Origin of the sequence: Allobosea sp. LjRoot9, assembly GCF_964252745.1 — a bacterium.
Taxonomy (GTDB): domain Bacteria; phylum Pseudomonadota; class Alphaproteobacteria; order Rhizobiales; family Beijerinckiaceae; genus Allobosea.
Genome location: NZ_CAXUPC020000002.1, coordinates 823,836 through 841,593, shown reverse-complemented (window position 1 = coordinate 841,593; position 17,758 = coordinate 823,836). Strand labels below are relative to the sequence as shown.

17 protein-coding genes are annotated in these 17,758 nt (G+C 65.9%); 4 read left to right on the top strand and 13 right to left on the bottom strand.

Translation table 11 applies throughout. From position 1 onward, the window contains the following. Window positions 1-10: 10 nt before the first annotated feature. Together ACSQ3P_RS12575 and ACSQ3P_RS12570 are read right to left on the bottom strand one after the other, a co-directional pair. The gene (locus ACSQ3P_RS12575) at window positions 11-925 is read right to left on the bottom strand and encodes an ABC transporter permease (protein ID WP_436165886.1); all 915 of its coding nucleotides are present in this window, start codon (window positions 923-925) and stop codon (window positions 11-13) included. Between the two features lie 15 nt (window positions 926-940). Further along, complete coding sequence (locus tag ACSQ3P_RS12570) at window positions 941-1,864, bottom strand: ABC transporter permease (RefSeq protein WP_311911691.1); 924 nt, start codon at window positions 1,862-1,864, stop codon at window positions 941-943. Window positions 1,865-2,101: 237 nt separating this feature from the next. Here ACSQ3P_RS12570 and ACSQ3P_RS12565 point away from each other — a divergent pair, with 237 nt between their 5' ends. Beyond that, window positions 2,102-3,094, top strand: a complete 993-nt coding sequence (locus ACSQ3P_RS12565) for a GntR family transcriptional regulator (RefSeq protein ID WP_436165885.1) — start codon at window positions 2,102-2,104, stop codon at window positions 3,092-3,094. Window positions 3,095-3,121: 27 nt separating this feature from the next. Here ACSQ3P_RS12565 and ACSQ3P_RS12560 read toward each other — a convergent pair whose 3' ends face one another. Then, on the bottom strand, window positions 3,122-3,511 hold the full coding sequence (locus ACSQ3P_RS12560) for a cupin domain-containing protein (RefSeq protein WP_069689570.1): 390 nt from the start codon (window positions 3,509-3,511) through the stop codon (window positions 3,122-3,124). Between the two features lie 340 nt (window positions 3,512-3,851). Here ACSQ3P_RS12560 and ACSQ3P_RS12555 point away from each other — a divergent pair, with 340 nt between their 5' ends. The 3 genes from ACSQ3P_RS12555 to ACSQ3P_RS12545 are packed head-to-tail and all read left to right on the top strand — an operon-like array spanning window position 3,852 to window position 7,543. Beyond that, window positions 3,852-4,544 (top strand): gluconate 2-dehydrogenase subunit 3 family protein, encoded by a 693-nt coding sequence (locus ACSQ3P_RS12555; RefSeq protein ID WP_436165884.1) that lies wholly within the window; start codon window positions 3,852-3,854, stop codon window positions 4,542-4,544. Between the two features lie 18 nt (window positions 4,545-4,562). Then, window positions 4,563-6,326 (top strand): GMC family oxidoreductase, encoded by a 1,764-nt coding sequence (locus ACSQ3P_RS12550; RefSeq protein WP_436165883.1) that lies wholly within the window; start codon window positions 4,563-4,565, stop codon window positions 6,324-6,326. Then, a complete protein-coding gene (locus ACSQ3P_RS12545; RefSeq protein ID WP_436165882.1) occupies window positions 6,323-7,543 on the top strand; it encodes a cytochrome c in 1,221 nt (406 codons plus the stop codon). The genes ACSQ3P_RS12550 and ACSQ3P_RS12545 overlap by 4 nt, the downstream gene beginning before the upstream one ends. On the opposite strand, the gene ACSQ3P_RS12540 is transcribed toward ACSQ3P_RS12545, so the two are convergent. The 10 genes from ACSQ3P_RS12540 to ACSQ3P_RS12495 form a co-directional block, all read right to left on the bottom strand. Continuing rightward, a complete protein-coding gene (locus ACSQ3P_RS12540) occupies window positions 7,540-8,361 on the bottom strand; it encodes an HpcH/HpaI aldolase/citrate lyase family protein (RefSeq protein ID WP_436165881.1) in 822 nt (273 codons plus the stop codon). The genes ACSQ3P_RS12545 and ACSQ3P_RS12540 overlap by 4 nt on opposite strands. Window positions 8,362-8,373: 12 nt before the next feature. Beyond that, entirely contained in the window at window positions 8,374-9,597 is a 1,224-nt protein-coding gene (locus ACSQ3P_RS12535) for a CaiB/BaiF CoA transferase family protein (RefSeq protein WP_436165880.1), read from the bottom strand. Then, a complete protein-coding gene (locus ACSQ3P_RS12530) occupies window positions 9,594-10,484 on the bottom strand; it encodes an acyl-CoA dehydrogenase (protein WP_436165879.1) in 891 nt (296 codons plus the stop codon). The genes ACSQ3P_RS12535 and ACSQ3P_RS12530 overlap by 4 nt, the downstream gene beginning before the upstream one ends. Window positions 10,485-10,505: 21 nt before the next feature. Continuing rightward, on the bottom strand, window positions 10,506-11,699 hold the full coding sequence (locus ACSQ3P_RS12525) for a CaiB/BaiF CoA transferase family protein (RefSeq protein ID WP_436165878.1): 1,194 nt from the start codon (window positions 11,697-11,699) through the stop codon (window positions 10,506-10,508). After that, window positions 11,696-12,877 (bottom strand): CoA transferase, encoded by a 1,182-nt coding sequence (locus ACSQ3P_RS12520; protein ID WP_436165877.1) that lies wholly within the window; start codon window positions 12,875-12,877, stop codon window positions 11,696-11,698. The genes ACSQ3P_RS12525 and ACSQ3P_RS12520 overlap by 4 nt, the downstream gene beginning before the upstream one ends. A gap of 14 nt (window positions 12,878-12,891) precedes the next feature. Further along, the gene (locus ACSQ3P_RS12515) at window positions 12,892-14,124 is read right to left on the bottom strand and encodes an FAS1-like dehydratase domain-containing protein (RefSeq protein WP_436165876.1); all 1,233 of its coding nucleotides are present in this window, start codon (window positions 14,122-14,124) and stop codon (window positions 12,892-12,894) included. Between the two features lie 292 nt (window positions 14,125-14,416). Then, on the bottom strand, window positions 14,417-15,214 hold the full coding sequence (locus ACSQ3P_RS12510; RefSeq protein ID WP_436165875.1) for an N-acyl homoserine lactonase family protein: 798 nt from the start codon (window positions 15,212-15,214) through the stop codon (window positions 14,417-14,419). A gap of 84 nt (window positions 15,215-15,298) precedes the next feature. Further along, a complete protein-coding gene (locus ACSQ3P_RS12505) occupies window positions 15,299-16,060 on the bottom strand; it encodes an ABC transporter ATP-binding protein (RefSeq protein ID WP_436165874.1) in 762 nt (253 codons plus the stop codon). Continuing rightward, window positions 16,053-16,835 carry an ABC transporter ATP-binding protein gene (locus tag ACSQ3P_RS12500; protein WP_436165873.1) on the bottom strand — a complete coding sequence of 261 codons (783 nt, stop codon included), beginning with the start codon at window positions 16,833-16,835 and terminating at the stop codon, window positions 16,053-16,055. Before ACSQ3P_RS12500 ends, ACSQ3P_RS12505 begins: the two co-directional genes overlap by 8 nt. Then, window positions 16,832-17,758 carry a branched-chain amino acid ABC transporter permease gene (locus ACSQ3P_RS12495; RefSeq protein WP_436165872.1) on the bottom strand — a complete coding sequence of 309 codons (927 nt, stop codon included), beginning with the start codon at window positions 17,756-17,758 and terminating at the stop codon, window positions 16,832-16,834. The genes ACSQ3P_RS12500 and ACSQ3P_RS12495 overlap by 4 nt, the downstream gene beginning before the upstream one ends.

The window sequence follows — 17,758 nt, the reverse complement described above, 5'->3', positions numbered from 1 at the left end:
TCGTGAGGCATCAGCTGCGATCGAGCGTCGGATCGAGTTCATCCCTGAGCCCGTCGCCGATCAGGTTCACGCTGACGACGAACAGGGACAGGAACAGGCCGGGGAACACGGTGATCCACCAGGCGAGCGTGATGTAGTTCTGGCCGTCATTCAGGATGGCGCCGAGTTCGGGCGTCGGCGGCTGCACGCCGAGCCCGATGAAGCCCAGCGCCGTGATCCAGAGCGCCGCGATGCCGAGCCAGGTGGTGGTCAGCACGATGACGCCGGACATCACATTGGGCAGGATGTGGCGGGATATGATCCTGAAGGGGGAGGCCCCGCCGCAAAGCGCGGCCTCGACGAAGGGCAGGTTGCGGACCTCGACGGTCGCCCCTTCCACCAGCCGGGCGAAGACCGGGACGAGGATCACCGCGATCGCGATGACGCCGTTGACGAGGCCGGGCCCCAGGATCGCCGTGACGGTGAGGGCAAGCAGGATGCCGGGGAAAGCCAGCAACAGATCGTTGAGGCGCATGATGACGAAGCCGATCGCGCCGCCGAAATAGCCGGCGACCAGGCCGGTCACAGTGCCGAAAAAGGCTCCGAGCACCACCACCGCGAGGCTTGCCAGCATGGTCGTGCGTGCGCCGAACAGGACGCGGGCGAAGAGGTCGCGGCCGAAGGCGTCGGTTCCCATCGGATAGATCAGGGAGGGCGGCGTGAAGGTCGCCATCGGATCCTGCATGGTCGGATCGATCGAGGTCAGCAGGGGGGCGAAGAACGCCGCCAGCGTCAGGACTGTGCAGATCAGCAGGCCGGTCGACAGGCTGCGATGGCGCAGCGCGCGTAAGGTTGCGCGCCGTCGTGACCATGCCGGCGGCGCTGCGGCAACGGGGTCGCCCTGGCCGGCGGGGAGCGTTGCTGCGGTCGAGGCGACGTCGGGCATTGCACGCGATCCTTGCTAGCGGTTGGCGACGCGCGGATCGAGCACGGGGTAGAGAATATCGACGATGAAGTTGGCGACGGCGTAGATGATGGCGATGATCAGGATGATGGCCTGAACGGTCATGTAGTCCTTCGCCAGGATGCCCTGGATCAGCAGGCGTCCGACGCCGGGACGCGAGAACACGGTTTCGACGATGACCGAGCCCGAGAGCAACTGGCCGACCTGAAGGCCGGTGATGGTCAGGATCGGCAGAAGCGCGTTGCGCATCACATGCCTGACGAAGACCTTGAACTCCGGCACGCCCTTGGCCCGGGCGGTGGTGACGTGATTTTGCGACAGGGCCGCGATGATGCTCGAGCGCACGAAGCGGGCGTTGAAGCCCAGCGACCCGAGCGCGAGCGTGACCGCCGGCAGCACGAGCCCCTTCAATGAGGTGCCGCCGACGACGTCGAAGATCGGCCAGGTCACGGCGAAGGCGAGGATCAAGAGCAGCCCCAGCCAGAAGCTCGGAACCGACATGCAGACCAAAGCGAGCCCCATGCTGGCCGTGTCGGCCGATTGGTTGCGCTTCAGGGCCGCGAGGATGCCGAGCGCGGTGCCGCCGCTGAGCGACAGCGTCAGCGCGGCGAGCGTGAGCTGGATCGTAGCCGGAAAGCTGGAGGCGAGCAGCGAACTCACGCTCTGCTGGTTGGCGTAGGAATAGCCGAAATCGCCCCGCAGCACATGGCCGATCCAGACGAAATACTGCAGGTGCAGGGGCTGGGTCAGGCCGAGTTGTTCGCGCAGGCGCTCGATCAGCGCCTTGTCTCCCGCGCTCGTGCCGAGCATGGCCACGACCGGATCGCCGGGTATCAGTCTGATGATCAGGAAGGCGATGACGCTGATGCCGAATGCCAACGCCACGATCGCGGCGAGACGCTTCAGGATGTATCCGCTCACGAGGCCGAAGCCGTTCGCGCCGCGACCGCCGAAGGCTGCCGAGGGAGATAAACTCTGACGGGCGGAAAGGCCGAGCGTAGCATCGTACTAGAACACTCCCATGGCCGGCAAAGCGGTGTCAATCGCGTGCGGGTTGCATGGTATGGAGCGAAGGGGGGAATGTTCGGTGGCTTGTCAGGGCAGCTGGCCAGTGTACCTGCTATATTCGACTAGAACACTCGATTGGGGCAGGTGGGCATGGAATTCAAGATCGATCGCGACCTGCCGATTTCGATCCGTCAGCAGCTCAAGGGGTTGATCGAATATAGCATCGCCTGCGGCGATCTGGCTGTCGGCGAAGCCTTGCCGTCAGTCCGCGACCTAGCCGCAAGGGTCGGCGTCGCTCCGATGACGGTGAGCCAGGTCTATGGCGATCTGAAGGGGCTCGGGCTCATCGAGACGCGCGCCGGAGCCGGCACCAGCGTGGCCGGCAGCAGTCAGGCCGGCCTAGTGGGACGACCCGATCTGATGACGCTTCATCGCCGCATCGATGCGTTGATCGACGAGGGCATGGCGCTGGGCCTGCGCGCCTCCGATCTGGCGTCGCTGATCCATGCGCGACTGGCCTCGCGGGCCCGGCTCGGCCGCAGCGCCAGCGTCGTCATGGTTGGCCTGTTCGCCGGGCCGACGGCGCGCTACGCCCATGCCATCGCGGCGCGCTTGGGGCAGGGCGCCACGGTGGAGCCGATGACGATCGATGCGATCCAGCGCGATCGCGCGATTCAGGCGCGCGCGGCCTCGGCCGATCTGGTCGTCACCTTCGTCAACCGGCACCGCGAGGTTGCCAGCATCCTGCCGGGCGCACGCGTGGTCTCGATCCGCTTCATTCCTTCGGAGGAAACCAGGCGAGCGCTCGCCTCCATCGACCCGATGGCGCGCGTGCTCCTGGTAGCGCGGTTTCCCGAATTCCTGCCGATCATGAAGGCGGGCGTGCTGCGCTTCGCGCCTCATGTCTCGAATCTGCGCTCGGCGGGAGCCGGCTCAGGCGATGCGCCCCTGGCTCGTGACGATGCCGATGTCATCGTCTTTGCATCGGGCACGGACTCGGTGCTCAGCGGTCTCAAGGCCTCGGTCCGTGCGATCGAATATATTCACATCCCCGAGCCGGGCGATATCGACCGCCTCATCGTTCCACTCATCCAGGACACCGCATCGAAAGCGGCCAAGGTCGAAAGCGGCCAAGTAGCCTAAGCGCCCAACCGCGCTCGCAGGGAGGCGTCATGCATCCTGCGGCACATACCGCCGCGACAATTCATTACGGTCGTCATAGGACGCTTCGAAAATGGCGGCGGCCAGGGTCGCGCGCACGCGCAGAATGCCGGTGCCAACATTCTTGAAGCCGTGGCGGGCGCCGGCCGGGATCAGCACGGACTGATTGGCCGTCACGATCATGCTCTCATTGCGCAGGTAGATCTCGGCTGTGCCCTCGTAAACCTCGAGCACCTCCTCGACCGCATGAATATGCATCGGGGCTCCCAGGCCGGGGTCGCAGAACTGATCGAAGATGCATAACTGCTTGCTCTGCACCGTTGCCGAGGCCCGCATCAGGGTCATCACGCCGTCGCGCCACTTTTCCAGGGGCTGGGTATTGTGATCGAGAACTTGCATCGGAATGCCTTCATCCTTCGTGATGGCTCGCTTCGTAATTGCTTGAGCCGGCCCGGTGTCGCGTCGAGACAAGCTGATCGCCCCTCATGTCTCAGCATATGACGCGCAGCGATGGAAGAGGCCACCAGCATGGGCGGCTGCTCCCATGGGCAGCCCCATGCATCTGGCGGATGGCAGTACCGCTCTGATCGGATGTTGATTGTTCTCAATCAAAAGTAGAGCCTCGCCTGGTTAGCAATGGCTGCGGCTTGTCCGACCAGCGATGCGGACAGTCGAGGCCTGCATGACACCATCCACACCGTTTCGCCCCAGTCGCCGCGGTTTCCTTTCTTCGACAGGCATGACCTTGCTCGTGGCCTCCATCGCAGGCGCGAAGGCGGCCGAGCACTCCGGAACCTTGCCCTGGAAGCCGTTCGCGGCACTGCCGCCGCAGCCGCTGCCCGGAGGGCGCTGGTATGTCTTCACAGCTGACGAGGCGCGCATGGTCGAGGCCATCGTTGACCGCCTGATTCCGGCCGACGATCTCAGCATCGGCGGCAAGGAGGCGGGTTGCGCGACCTTCATCGACCGCCAGCTTGCCGGCAGCTACGGCTCGTCCGAGCGGCTCTATACGCAAGGCCCGTTCCTGCCCGGTCTGCCGACGCAGGGCTATCAGGGTGCCGAGGCGCCGGTGGCGCGCTACCGCGCCGGGCTTGCCGCGCTGGCGCAGCACGCTCGGAGTCAGTTCGCCGGCAAATCTTTTGCCGATCTCGCTCCCGCCGATCAGGACAAGGTGCTGGGCGATTTCGACACCGGCAAGGTTGCTTATCCCGCAGCCGCCGGCTTCTTCAACCTGCTGCTGCAGAACACGATGGAAGGCTTCTTCGCCGACCCGATCTATGGCGGCAACAAGGATATGGCGGGCTGGAAGCTGCTCGGCTTCCCCGGCGCCCGCTACGATTACCGCGACTACGTCACGGCCCATAACCAGCCCTTCCCTCTGCCGCCGCTCTCGATCGCCGGGCGGCCGGAGTGGAAGGTTGGCAGCAAGTAACTGGCGGGATCAGGCACGATGGTGAAGAAACTGCCCCGCAAGGATGTCGTCATCGTCGGCCTCGGCTGGACGGGCGCGATCCTGGCGCATGAATTGACCGATGCCGGGCTCGATGTCGTCGCGATCGAGCGCGGGCCTTGGCGCGATACGGCGACTGATTTCAACGTTGCCTATGCGCCTGACGAATTGCGCTACGCCATCCGCAAGGACCTGTTCCTGCAGCCGGCGCAGGAAGCGATGACGATGCGCAACAACATCTCGCAGACGGCGCTGCCGATGCGCGATTACGGCTCCTTTTTGCCTGGCACCGGGGTCGGTGGCGCGGGCACGCATTGGAACGGTCACACCTGGCGTTTCTTCCCGAGCGATTTCGTCCTGAAGACGCATCTGACCGAGCGCTATGGCGCAGGCCGCATCGCCGATCTGACGGTGCAGGATTGGGGCGTCACCTATGACGAGCTGGAGAATGCGTTCGACCGCTTCGAATATCTCGCCGGCATCTCCGGCAAGGCCGGCAATCTGAACGGTAAGATCGAGGCCGGCGGCAATCCCTTCGAGGGGCCGCGCAGCCGGGAATATCCGCTGCCGCCGATGCAGATGACCTATGCGCCGACGCTGTTTGCGGAAGCCGCCCGCTCGATCGGCCTGCATCCCTTCCCGACGCCTTCGGCCAATCTCTCCAAGGCCTATGTCAATCCGCTCGGCATCGCGATGGGGCAGTGCACTTTCTGTGGTTTCTGCGAGCGTTTCGGCTGCGCCAACTATTCGAAATCCAGCGCCCACACCACGATCCTGCCGGTGCTGATGCGCAAATCGAATTTCGAGGCGCGCACGGAATGCGAGGTGCTCAAGGTCGATCTTGCATCCGACGGCAAGACGGCCAAGGGCGTGACCTATGTCGACGTTACCGGCGAGATCTGCGAGCAGCCCGCCGATATCGTGCTGCTCAACGCCTATGGCCTGCACAATGTCCGCTTGATGCTGCTCTCCAAGATCGGCACGCCCTATGATCCCGCGACCGGTACGGGCACGGTCGGGCGCAACTATGCCTATCAGACCAACGCCTCGACCCAGGTCTTCTTCGAGGGCAAGCACTTCAACCCCTTCATCGCGGCGGGGGCGCTCGGCCAGACCGTCGACGACTACAATGGCGACGCCTTCGACCATGGCGCTCTCGACTTCGTCGGCGGCGCCGGCATCAACTGCATCCCGACCAATGGTCGGCCGATCGCCTATCGGCCGACGCCGCCAGGCACGCCGCGCTGGGGCAGCGCCTGGAAGAAGGCGGCCAAGGAGAATTACGGCAATACGCTGACCTTCAGCTCGCAAGGCTCGTCCTACGCCGCGCGCGGCAATTATCTCGACCTTGATCCGACCTATAAGGACCGCTTCGGCCGGCCCTTGCTGCGTGTCACCTTCGATTTCCCCGACAACGACATCCGCATGTCGAACTGGGTCAGCGACCGCATGCAGCAGATCGCGACCACGCTCGGCGGCAAGCAGGCGGTGGTCGGCCGGGCGCGCAAGGGCTGGAATTCCGTGCCCTATCAGAGCACGCACAACACCGGCGGCGCGATCATGGGGACGGATCCGAACACCAGCGCGGTCAACCGCCATCTGCAGAGCTGGGACGTGCCCAATGTCTTCGTCGTCGGCGCCTCGGCCTTCCCGCAGAACGCCGGCAAGAACCCGACCGGCCCTGTCGGCGCGCTCGCCTTCTGGGCTGCGGATGCCATCCGCAACCACTATCTGAAGAATCCCGGCAAGCTGGTGCAGGCATGAAGAAGGCAGCGCTTCTCGCTGGCGTCGTCGCGGCCGCTCTCGTCAGCGCGACCGGCTTCGCCTCCGACCTGTTCGACCGCATCAATGCAGGCCGCTACAAGGCCGTCCTGGCCGATTGCGCTGCCTGCCACACCAAGCCCGGCGGTCAGCCCTTTGCCGGCGGGGCGCCGCTCGACACGCCCTTCGGCAAGCTGATCCCATCGAACATCACGCCCGATCGCGAGACCGGAATCGGCAATTGGAGCTTTGCCGATTTTCGTGGTGCGCTGAAGGAGGGCGTCGGCAAGGGCGGCAAGCGGCTCTATCCGGCGATGCCCTATCCGGCCTATTCCGCGATGACGGAGGCCGATATCGCCGATCTCTGGGCCTATTTCCAGAAGATCGAGCCGGTCAGCAACCGCGTCGTCTCGAACCAGTTGCCCTTTCCGTTCAGCATCCGCACGGTGATGATCGGCTGGAACCTGCTGAATTTCTCGCCCAGCGAGTTCAAGCCCGACCCGGCCAAATCAGCCGAATGGAATCGCGGCGCCTATCTCGTCAACGGACCCGCGCATTGCGGCACCTGCCATACGCCCAAGAGCCTGCTCGGCGCCGACAAGACCGACCAGTTCCTGCGTGCCGGGAACCTGCAGAGCTGGGTCGCGCCCGACATCACCAATGACGCCCATAAGGGCATCGGTGGCTGGGCGGCCGAGGATATCGTCGCCTATCTGAAAACCGGTGCGAACCGTTTCGATATCGCGTCCGGCCCGATGGCCGAGGTCGTCGCGAACTCGACGCAATATTGGGCGGATGCCGATCTGAACGCGGTCGCGACCTATCTCAAGGACATCAAGGGCGCAGGCACTGCCCCGCCGCGACCGCTCGATGCCGGCGATCCCCTGATGCTGGCCGGCAAGGCCATCTTCGTTGACCGCTGCTCGGCCTGCCATGTTAGCTCGGGTGAGGGCGCACCCTTCCTATTCCCGAAACTGGCCAAGGCGCCGGTGGTCAACGGCGATGATCCGACATCCCTGATCCGCGTCGTGCTCGAGGGCAGCCAGGCCGGGACGACCAAGGCAAGGCCGACGACTCCGGCGATGCCGTCCTTCGCCTGGAATCTGGGTGACGCCGAGGTTGCGAGCGTTCTCAGCTATGTGCGCAACAGCTGGGGCAACGCCGCCCCGGCGGTGACGCCGGCCCAGGTCAAGGACATGCGCACGAAGCTCGCGCGCTAGGTCGGAGCTGGATGGCGGCCGCCGGCCGCCAGGAGCTTGCGCGCCTGGTCCAGCACCGGCTTGTCGACGAGCTTGCCGTCGACGGTGACGGCGCCGCTTGCGCTGGCGGCTGCGATGACGCGCTTCGCCCAGTCGATCTCGTCGTTGGTGGGGGAGAAGCCCTCGTTCACGGCCGCGACCTGGGCGGGGTGGATGCAGAGCTTGCCGCCGCAGCCGAGCCGTCTTGCGCGCTCGATATCCGCGGCAAGGAGATCGGCGTTCTTGACCTCGAGCGTCACGCCGTCGATCGGGGGAGGCAGCCCCGTCGCCGCCGACGTGATCACCAGCTCGATGCGAACAGGGTCGAGCTCGCTGCCCAGGCCGCGAATGCCGGTCTCGCTGCAGAAATCCACCGAGCCGAAGGCGAGTCGGCTCAGCCCGCGCGAGCGTGCGAGATCGAGGCGGTCGACATAGCCCAGAGCGGTCTCGACCAGCGCGATGAGCTGCTGCCGGCGCTGGAGGCGCGCCGCTACCGCTTCGACTGTCTTGCGGCTTTCAGCCTTGGGCAGGATGACCGCGACGATGTTCGGCAGGGACGCGACGAGGCGCAGATCGTCACTGTTCCACGCCGTGCCGATCGCATTGACCCGGACCGCGACTTCTTTGGCCTCGGCGGACGAGGCCCAATTCGCGATATGGTCGCGCGCGGCCTCCTTGGCGTCAGGCAGCACGGCGTCTTCAAGATCGATGATGACCCGGTCCGCTCCCGCCCCAAGTGCCTTGCCGAACCGTTCGGGCCTGTCGCCTGGCACGAACAGGAAGCTTCGTTCGAGAACCATGCGCTGCTCCGTCTAGGCCGCCGGCGCGCGCAGCGGCGCCCAGACCGGCGCGCCCGGAACAGGCTCGATCGCGGCTCCGGACTGGATGATCGCGTCGCATTCGGTGTCGCCGAAGCCGAGCCCGCGCAGGATCTCGCGTGTATGCTCGCCGAGCAGCGGCGGCGGCAGTTCGGCGGCGCCGGGAGCGTCGCTCTGGAACGGCAGGTCCGGCAGATCGAAGGCCATGTCCTGGAAGAGCATATGGGCGACCTTGTCGCCATGGCGGGCCTGCGGCGTCTCCAGCACGCGCTCCATCGGCAGCACCTCGGTGAAGCCGAAGCGCGCGGCAGCAAGCTGCGCCGCGATCTCGTCATAGGACCAACGCTTGACGGCGGCCCGGACCAGCGCCTCGACATGAGGCCGTTCCTTCTTGCGTTGCCTCAGCGTCGCCAGGTTCGGATCGACCGGCTGGCGCAGCGCCGCCCAGAAATCGCTCCAATGCCTGTCCGTCAGCATCACCAGATAGATCCAGCGCCCGTCCGTGGTCTCGTAAGCGCCATAGCCGGGCATGCTGAATTCGCCGGAGGGTTCCGGATCGGGCTTTCCGGTGAGGTGCAGCTTCAATTGGATGCCGGCGAAGTCCCGGGCCGCGACGTGCAAGCCCGCCTCATAGAGGCCGACCTCGATCTTGCGCTGGGCGGCTCCCGTGGCGGGGTCCAGCAAGGCAGCGAGGATTCCGATCACCGCATAGCAGCCGGCGAATTGGTCGTGATAGGAGGGGCCGAGCCGTGTCGGTCGCCCGTCGATGCGATGCGCATGCATCACGCCCGTCGCCGCCTCGGCGATCGGGTTCGAGGCCAGGTCCTCGGCCTGCGGGCCGTCATTGTAGCCGCGGATATGGCAGAAGACGATGTCGGGGTTGTGCCTTGCGCAGTTCTCGTAGGTGACGCCGAGACGACGCGCCGAGCCCGGGGCGAGATTGTGGAGGACGATGTCGACCCTCGGTAGAAGCCGCTCGAACACCGCCTTGCCCTCATCGGTGCCGAGATCGAGGCAGAGGCTCCTCTTGCCGCGGCTATAGGCGATGTAGGTTCCGCTTGGCCCGCCGCGGACGAGGTTGCGGGTCGGGTCGCCGGCGGGCGGCTCCAGCTTGATCACCTCGGCCCCGAGCTGCGCGAGGATATGGGCGGCAAAGGGTGCAGCCAGCATCGAACCGATCTCGAGGACGGTCTTACCAGTGAGGATGGTGCGATTCATGGCGTGTCTCGAGCGAAGATGGCGTTTGCCGCCATGGCCTGGCCGCCACCGGAATCGCGGATCCAGAGGCGGAGATCGTCCGGCCCGGCGCCCGGGCTTGCCTCGACCCGGAAGAGCGCATCGACGAAAACCGGCGCCAGGCCTCTGAACGAGAACCGCCGCAGCATCGCATCAGGGCGGGCTGTGCCGGCGAGGCCCTGGAGCAGGGTCGCAAGCAAGGGACCGTGCACGACGAGGTCGCGATAGCCTTCCTCCGACTGCGCATAGCTGCGGTCGTAATGGATGCGGTGGCCGTTGTAGGTCAGCGCGGAATAGCGGAACAGCAGGACGGGATCCGGGCTGAGTTCGATCACATGCGCCGGGTCGGCCGGTGCGGGCTCAGGCGCGGGGGGCGGTGCGCCGGGCTGTGGCGGATCGCGATAGACGATGTCCTGCTCCTCGACGATGCATGGCTTGGCCTCCATGCTGAAGGTGTGGCGGACGGTGACGAAGACGAGATTGCCCCGCCGCCCCGACTTGTTTTCGATCTTCGTGATCTCGCTGGTCTTGGTCGCCATCCGTCCCAGGATCAGCGGGGAGAGGTAGTCGATGCGCCCGCCCGCCCACATCCGTCGCGGCAATGGCACGGGAGGCAGGAAGCCACCCCGTTTGGGGTGGCCGTCCGCGCCGACCTCGCTACGCGGTACGAAACCGTTGAAGAAGATCCAGTGCCATCCGGGCGGGAGCGCATCGCCCGCGGCCGGGGCCGGTACGTCGAGTGTCGCGGCGAGCGCTGTGGCGCGTTCGACCGTGATGATGTCGCGCGCCGTTTCGCTTTTCCCGATCCACGCCGACCAGTCCTGCGGGGCGGGGGCGGCTTCCGCTATCAATCTGCTCTGCTCCGTCACAGCGTTTTGTCCAATCCGCAATCAGAAAATCACCTGTGTCTCGACCAGGCGCTGGCGCTCGGCCCGGCCGATGCCGAGAAGCTCGCCGAAGACGTAGTCCTCATCTTCGCCGAGCCGGGGCGTGCCGCGCGCGATGCCGACATCCGAGGTCCTGGAGAAGCGCATCGGCACGCCGACCGCCGCGCGCATGCGCCCGTCGGGCTCGGCCACGTGGACAATGGCGTTGCGCGCCTGGAGGTGCTCGTCCTCAACGATGTCGCGCGTCGTCCAGGAGACATGGGCTGGAATGCCGGCGCGCTGCAGAACCTCTGCTGCAGCAGTCGCGTCCTGCTGCTTGGTCCAGCTCGCGACGAGCGTATCGAGCTCGCTCCCATGGGCTTGCCGATAGGCTGCCGCGGCGAAGCAGGGGTCGACTGAGCGCCCCGCCTGTTCGATGAGTCCGGCGAGCGCCGCCCATTGCCGGTCCGTACCGACCGCGATCGTCAGCCAGCGATCGTGATCGCGTGAGGGAAAGACGCCGTGCGGAGCCATGCGCAGGTCGTCATTGCCCATGCGCCGGGGCGCGCCGCCGGTCGCGGCCTCGAGCAGCGCTTCTCCGATCAGGGAAGACGCCACTTCACGGGCCGCCACATCGACATGCGTGCCCTTGCCGCTCCGTCGGCGTTGCAGCAGCGCAGCCATCGTCGCCATCGCGGCATTCAGCCCGACCGAATGGTCCATGACATGCCGCATCTCGACCGGCGGGCCGTCGGCATAGCCGGTGAGATAGCCGAGCCCGCCCCAGGCGCCGAACAAGGGAGCATAGCCGGCAAAATGAGAATCAGGGCCGGTCTGACCTGAGGACGAGACCGAAACCAGCACGATGTCGGGCTTCACCGCGCATAAGGCGTCATAGGATAAGCCAAGGCGCGCCATCACGCCGGGGCGAAAACTCTCCGCGGCGACATCCGAGACGGCGACCAGTCGCTTGGCGAGCGCGATGCCTTCGGGATGCTTCAGATTGATCCGCACGGAGAGCTTGTTCGACGCTACCTGATCGAAGCTGGCCGGGCCATTGCGTCCATAGACCGGGTGAGGCTTGCGGAAGATGTCGGGCCGCAGCGCGCTCTCGATCTTGATGCATTCGGCGCCGAGCTGCGACAGCATATGCGTGCAGAACGGCCCAGCCGCGTGAACCGTGAAATCCGCGATCCTGATGCCGGACAAGGGCTTCATTCGGCTGCTCCCATGACCTTGCGCGCCCTGACGGCAGGGCCGGCAGCCATGTGTTCGCCCAGAGCCGGAGGGCCGCTTGTCAGCCGAAGCGGAGAGCCGCCGAAATGGAATGGCGCCACCAGCATTGGCCTTGTCCCGACAGCGGGGATCTCGACAGGCTGAAACAGGCCCCTGGCCTGCTCATGGCGGTCGCAGAGGATGTCGGCCGGGGCGTTGTAGCGCGCCATCGGCACGCCGAGCCTCTGGGCGCGGCCGACCAGTTCTTCGACGTCGTGCTCGCGGGCCCAGGCCCGGATGTACCGGTTGATCTCGGCGCCGCGCCGGCTGCGCTCCAGGGCATCGTCAAGCGCCTTGTCCGTCGCCCAGGCGGGATGGCCCATCAGTTCGACCATCGCGGTCCATTGGCGTTCCTCCAATGTCAGGACCTCGACGAAGCCGTCACGGCATTCGAGCACGCCGCCATATTTGAAGGAGCGCTCGACCCGGTGTTCGAGCGAGCCGTCGCCGAGCCGCTGCACCGCAAAACAGGCAACGGCCAGGCCGGCATCCTGAACCGATATGTCGACGGCTTGGCCTTGCCCGGCCCATAGCGCCGAGAGCGCGGCGAGAGTGGCCGCGACGCCGCCCTGCATGGCGGTGAAGTGCCCGTAGATCTTCAGCGGTGGGCGCTCGGGGAACAGCTCCACCGACAACCCATTCGGTAAAAGGAAGCCCTCGCCCGTGGCATGGATGGCGTTGATTTCCTCGGCCTTCCACTCGGCCTTGCGCCCATAGGCTCCGAAAGGCAGGACCGAGACGGGGATCAGCTTCGGAAATCGCCGGGAGAGATCGTCGGGATCGAGCCCGCGCGCATGCCGCTCCGCGATGGGGGTGTCGTCGATCAGGATATCCGCATCGGCCAGCAATGCATCCAGCTCTGCTCGCCCCATATCCTCCGCGAGGTCGCAGATGACGCTCTGCTTCCCCGCAGTGAGATAGGAAAAGAGCGCGCTTATGTCCGGCGCCTCGGCCAGGAAGGGAGGCTCGCCTCGCAGCCGATGCCCGCCCCGGGGTTCGAGAAGGATCACCTCAGCTCCCATGACGCTGAGGAGGCGGCCACAATAAGCCGCCGCCACGCCATGCGAGCATTCGACGACCCTGACCCCTGCGAGCGGTTGCTGGTTCGACTGCTTGAGCACGGCGTGCCTCGATTTCAGCGGACGACAGGGAGGTCCAGGTCGAGGGCTGCGCCATCAAAGGCGACGCGAATGTTCACGTCGCGCGCCGGCAGGATGACGGTCGCCAGGCCCGGCGTCGTGAGTTCGCCGCGCTGGTTCTCGCCCCAGATCTCGATATCGACGAGGGCATGGCCGTCCTTGATGTATTTCCGGCTGACCTTGCCTTTGCACCAAGTCGAATCGCCCATGGTGTTGAAGCGACGCATCTCGGTGCGGACGCGCTTGAGGAAGGCGGCGTCACCCATCCAGTTGGTCACGAGGCTGCACATCCAGGATGAGCGCTGCGGGCCATAATCATAGGTGCCGGGAACGCCGACTTCCTTGGCGACCGACTCGCGATGATGGCCGATGCCGGTGTATTCGATGCCGCCGCCAGCTTCCGGATTGCGGAAGAAATGGCCGGGATGCTTCATCGCCGCCTTGAAGACGACGCCATGGGTGTGGCCGCGCCCGCAGCCGACGAGAAATCCCATCGTGTCCATCAGCGAAAGCGGGCCGCGCACGATGCTGGGCAGCGTCTCGCCCTCGACGACATCCTCCCAGTAGCGAATGTGGCTGCCACGTATGTTCTTTTCCTCATCCATGATCGCCTGATCGAGCTGCTGGAACTCCTCGGGCGTGTATTCGTAGGGCACGATGTCCTTGTATTTGCCGGCGTCGCGCGCCGCCTTGCGCTCGTGGCGCGTGCAGGTGCCGAGCGCACGGGCGATCAGTTCGCCATGCTGGTTGCTGTAGCTCGCCTCGACATATTGCAGCACGAGACGGCCGGAGAACTTGCTCTCCTTCTCCTCGACGCCGACGACGCGCTCGATCGCCGTGATGCGGTCTCCCGGCCTGATATGGCGGAAGAGCTCCCAGTCATTGCCGGCATAGAAGCCATGGACGCCGGGCAGGCCCCAGCGCGTGCGGCCGACCCAGCCAAAGGCCATCGGAAACATCGGGTGGCCGAGCTGCGAGCCGTAGCGGCTCGCGCCGCCATAGTCCGCTTCGCGATAGATCGGGTTGAGATCGCCGATGCCGTTGCAGAAATTGCGCAGCGTGTCCGCCGTAGCGTCCTGCAGATAGGGCCCTTCAGGGCGCAATTGCAGCCCGATCATCTTGCGCGCCTCGGCGACCGCCTGGTCGGTGATCTTTCCCTCCGCCGGAGCGTCTCCGACATTCGCATTGGGCTTCAGGGCTTCGGGCTTCAGGGCTTCGACGACGCTCATGGTGGATGTCCTTTCAATGGCAGCCCGGCTGTCAGCCGGCTGCGGATGTCGCCTGCCGGATGAAGTCAGGACGGCGGATGGCCGCCGCGGCTTCATCCTGCGGTTCGGATGCGAGCTCTTTGGAGGGCCGGATCGGAAGGGGCCTTCCGATCCCTGGCTCTCCCGGTCAGTCCTCGCTCTTAATTCAGAGAATGCACAATGCATTAATTGAACGAGGTGGTCAATGCTGCTTCTGCCAGTCGCGGCGGAGAAGGACGGGCTTTCCTTCCTCCCGGGAAAGCGGGTGGAACGGCTAGTCGAGACGCAGGATATGGTCCGCCAGATCCGGCCTGGCTGCGGGATAACGCTCGCTCACAAGCGGGTCGTGGCTGACGACGATATGCGCGTCGGACTCGGCGAGCTCGCGCATCCGGTCATGGGCCGTCAGCATCTCCGCGACATTGAAGGCCACGGTGAACGGCACGCCGCGCTCCAGCTCCTCGTAATAATGCAGCGCGTCGGAGGCGAGCACGACCCAGCCGCGGCGGGTCCAGACCCGCACGATTTCCTGCCCCGCGCAGTGCCCGCCGACGAGATGCACCGAGAGCCCCGGAGCGATCTGCTTGTCCGCGCCGTGAAGAACCAGCCGATCCTGATGCAAAAGCGCGACGAAATGCGAGATTTCATCGACTTCATAGGCGCGGCGGCACCAGCTCTTCTGCATGAAGGGGCTGACGACGAAGTCCATCTCGGCTTTCTGCAGCTCGAAGCGCGCCTTCGGAAAAGCACTGACATTCCCGATATGGTCGTAATGGAGATGGGTGATGACGACCTGTTCCACCTGTTCCGGCGCGACGCCCAGAAGGCGCAGGCTGTCGATGGGGCAGTGCAGATAGTCGTGCCCGTGCTTCTCCGCCTTGGCCCTGGCCATGCCGGTGTCGATGACGAAGGTTCCGGCCTCGCCGATCGCCACCCAGCTGTAGAAGTCCATGGGCTGCAGCATCTCAGGCTGCGCCTCGAAAATGAAGTTCTGGCCCCGGGTGCGCTTGCGGTTGGTCGCATAGCGGATGGCGTAGAGCTCATAGGGAGGCATCGCACCGGCTGTCGGCATCGCAGTCACCTTGGTGTGCTCAGGGCTTGATAATGCATCAGGCACAATGCCTGCAGTTCTGACTCGTGTTGCGCCGGCGCTTGATTAGGTCGGCAAGATCAGCGCCGCCGGCTCGTCATGGCCCTGGGCGGGGCCGAGATAGCTGTTGATCGCATCCTGGCGTGCGGAAGGCGTGCGCAGCGCGGATGCAGGGTGGCGGCTCACGATCCGGCCGCCGCGCATGAAATAGACTTCCTCGGCGAGCTGCACGCTCATCCGGAAATTCTGCTCGACGAGCACGACCGAGAGATTGGTCTGGCCGCGCACCACCTCGAGCCGCTCGAAGACGCGCTTGACCAGGAGCGGGGCCAGGCCGAGGGACGGTTCGTCGAGCAGCAGCAGGCGCGGCCCGGCCATCAGCGCCCGCCCGATCGCCAGCATCTGCTGTTCGCCGCCGCTCAGCATCCAGGCCGGCCGGTTGACGCGATTGGCGATCTCGGGAAACAGGTCCAACACCATCTGCTGCCGCTGCGCGCGCAGGCTGCCATCGACATGGTAGCCGCCGAGCGTCAGATTCTCGCCGACCGACAAGGTAGCGACGATCTGCCGGCCCTCGGGGACATAGACGATGCCGCGATGGACCCGCTGCCGGGTGCTGAGGCTCTCCACTGCCTCGCCGTCGAAGATGATCGAGCCTTCGGCGCGGACGAGGCCGGCGATGGCCTTCAGCGTGGTCGATTTGCCGGCCCCGTTGGCTCCCAGCAGAGCCGCCACGGCGCCCGTCTTGACGCTCAGCCCGACATCGCTGACGGCGACATAGCGTCCATATCGCGCGCAGAGGCCGCTGACAGTGAGCAGATCAGTCATCGTCCTCTCCCAGATAGATCCGGGCGACCTCCGGATCGCTGCGGACGGCATCCGGCGTGCCGTGTGCGATCAGTTTCCCGAAATTGAGGACATAAATCCGGTCGCAGATCTCCATGATGAGATCCATGTCGTGCTCGACCACGACCATGACCAGATCGGGTGTTCTGAGCTGATGCAGAACCCGCGTGAGCTCGCGTGTCTCCGCCGCGTTGAGCCCGGCGGCGGGCTCGTCGAGCAGCAGGATTTTTGGCGTGCCGGCGATCGCCCGCGCGATTTCGACCAGGCGAAGGATGCCAGGCGGCAGTTCTGCCGGAAGCATGTCGGCGACTTCGGCGATGCCGAGCCGTTTCAGCGCTTGCTCGGCGCGGTGTCGTGCGTCGGCCTCTTCCGCTCGCGCCAGCTTCAGGCCGAGCAGAGCCCCGGCCCAGCCGCTCCTGCCCAGGCGCGAGAGACCGAACATCACGTTTTCGATCGCCGTGAGATCGGGGCACAGCGCGACATGCTGGAAGCTGCGGGCCATGCCATGCCGGGCGCGCTGGGTTGTGGGGAGTGCGCCGAAATCCGTGCCGGCGAAGCGGATGCTCCCTTGCTGCGGCCGGTAGAGACCGGCCAGGCAATTGAACAGGCTGGTCTTTCCGGCGCCATTGGGGCCGATCAGCCCGGTGATCTCGCCGGATTGGAAGACTGCGCCGATATCCTTGAGGACCGAGAGCCCGCCGAAGCTCAGCGACAGGTTGCTCGCCTCGAGCTGCGCGGGGGCGCTGGCGCTGGTCATGATGCGGACCCCCCGGCGGCGCGCCAGCGCGGCAGGTAGTGGCCGGCCAGGATGACGGCGAGAAGGGCTACGCCGTAGAGGATCGGAATCCAGTCGCCCGATCCGGCGAGGAGCTGGGGCACCAGCGTGACGAAAGCGCCGCCGAGCAAGGCGCGCCCAAGCGTCAGCCCGTAGACGCTGACGACCGATCCGACGAGCAGGAAGATCGAGGTCCATAGCGTGAAGCTGTTGGGCGACACGGTCGAGCTGGTGAAGGCGAGGGCTGCACCCGACGCCGCGCCGAGGCCGCCGCTGATGCCCATGGCCGAGACGCGCGCCCAGTCCCGGCCGATGCCGAAGGCCTCGGCCGCCGCCGGATGGGAGCGGGCGGTCAGCAGCGCCAGCCCCTGCCGCGATTGCCGGAACCTGCCGAGCATCGCGGTTGCGACGACCAGGGCCGCCAGCGCGAAGTAATATTGCTGCAGCGGTTTCGGGACGCCCGGCAAAAGCTCGCGGGAGACGTAGAGCCCTTCGAACCCGCCGGTCCAGGGGCCGGCCTGCAGGATCAGCTCCGGCAGCGCCAGCGCGAGCGCCATCGTCGTCACCGCCAGATAGATCCCCGACAGCTTCCGCGACGGGAAGGCGAAGCCGATGCCCAGCAGAACCCCCAGCGCGACCGCCGGCCAGACGCTGACGAGAGCCGATAATCCGAAGGAGCGGTCGGCGATCGCCACCGTATACGCCCCGGCCGCGACGAAGAAGCTGTGGCCGATCGAGACCTCGCCGGCGTATCGCACGAGGAAGGTCACGGCGAGCACGCCCAGGCCGTTGGCGAAGCAAAGACCGAGGCTGTAGAGCCAGAAACCCTGGACAGCCAAAGGCAGCGCAATGAGCGCGATGACGAGCAAAGCCGAGGCGCCGATGAGCCAGGGTCGCTCGCTCAC

Excerpts from the sequence above, each read along its gene's own strand:
- ACSQ3P_RS12565 (WP_436165885.1), top strand. The coding sequence starts at position 2,102 with ATGGAATTCAAGATCGATCGCGACCTGCCGATTTCGATCCGTCAGCAG.
- ACSQ3P_RS12510 (WP_436165875.1), bottom strand. The coding sequence starts at position 15,214 with ATGCCGACAGCCGGTGCGATGCCTCCCTATGAGCTCTACGCCATCCGC.
- ACSQ3P_RS12545 (WP_436165882.1), top strand. The coding sequence starts at position 6,323 with ATGAAGAAGGCAGCGCTTCTCGCTGGCGTCGTCGCGGCCGCTCTCGTC.
- ACSQ3P_RS12550 (WP_436165883.1), top strand. The coding sequence starts at position 4,563 with ATGGTGAAGAAACTGCCCCGCAAGGATGTCGTCATCGTCGGCCTCGGC.
- ACSQ3P_RS12560 (WP_069689570.1), bottom strand. The coding sequence starts at position 3,511 with ATGCAAGTTCTCGATCACAATACCCAGCCCCTGGAAAAGTGGCGCGAC.
- ACSQ3P_RS12525 (WP_436165878.1), bottom strand. The coding sequence starts at position 11,699 with ATGAAGCCCTTGTCCGGCATCAGGATCGCGGATTTCACGGTTCACGCG.
- ACSQ3P_RS12555 (WP_436165884.1), top strand. The coding sequence starts at position 3,852 with ATGACCTTGCTCGTGGCCTCCATCGCAGGCGCGAAGGCGGCCGAGCAC.
- ACSQ3P_RS12505 (WP_436165874.1), bottom strand. The coding sequence starts at position 16,060 with ATGACTGATCTGCTCACTGTCAGCGGCCTCTGCGCGCGATATGGACGC.
- ACSQ3P_RS12540 (WP_436165881.1), bottom strand. The coding sequence starts at position 8,361 with ATGGTTCTCGAACGAAGCTTCCTGTTCGTGCCAGGCGACAGGCCCGAA.
- ACSQ3P_RS12535 (WP_436165880.1), bottom strand. The coding sequence starts at position 9,597 with ATGAATCGCACCATCCTCACTGGTAAGACCGTCCTCGAGATCGGTTCG.
- ACSQ3P_RS12500 (WP_436165873.1), bottom strand. The coding sequence starts at position 16,835 with ATGACCAGCGCCAGCGCCCCCGCGCAGCTCGAGGCGAGCAACCTGTCG.
- ACSQ3P_RS12515 (WP_436165876.1), bottom strand. The coding sequence starts at position 14,124 with ATGAGCGTCGTCGAAGCCCTGAAGCCCGAAGCCCTGAAGCCCAATGCG.
- ACSQ3P_RS12575 (WP_436165886.1), bottom strand. The coding sequence starts at position 925 with ATGCCCGACGTCGCCTCGACCGCAGCAACGCTCCCCGCCGGCCAGGGC.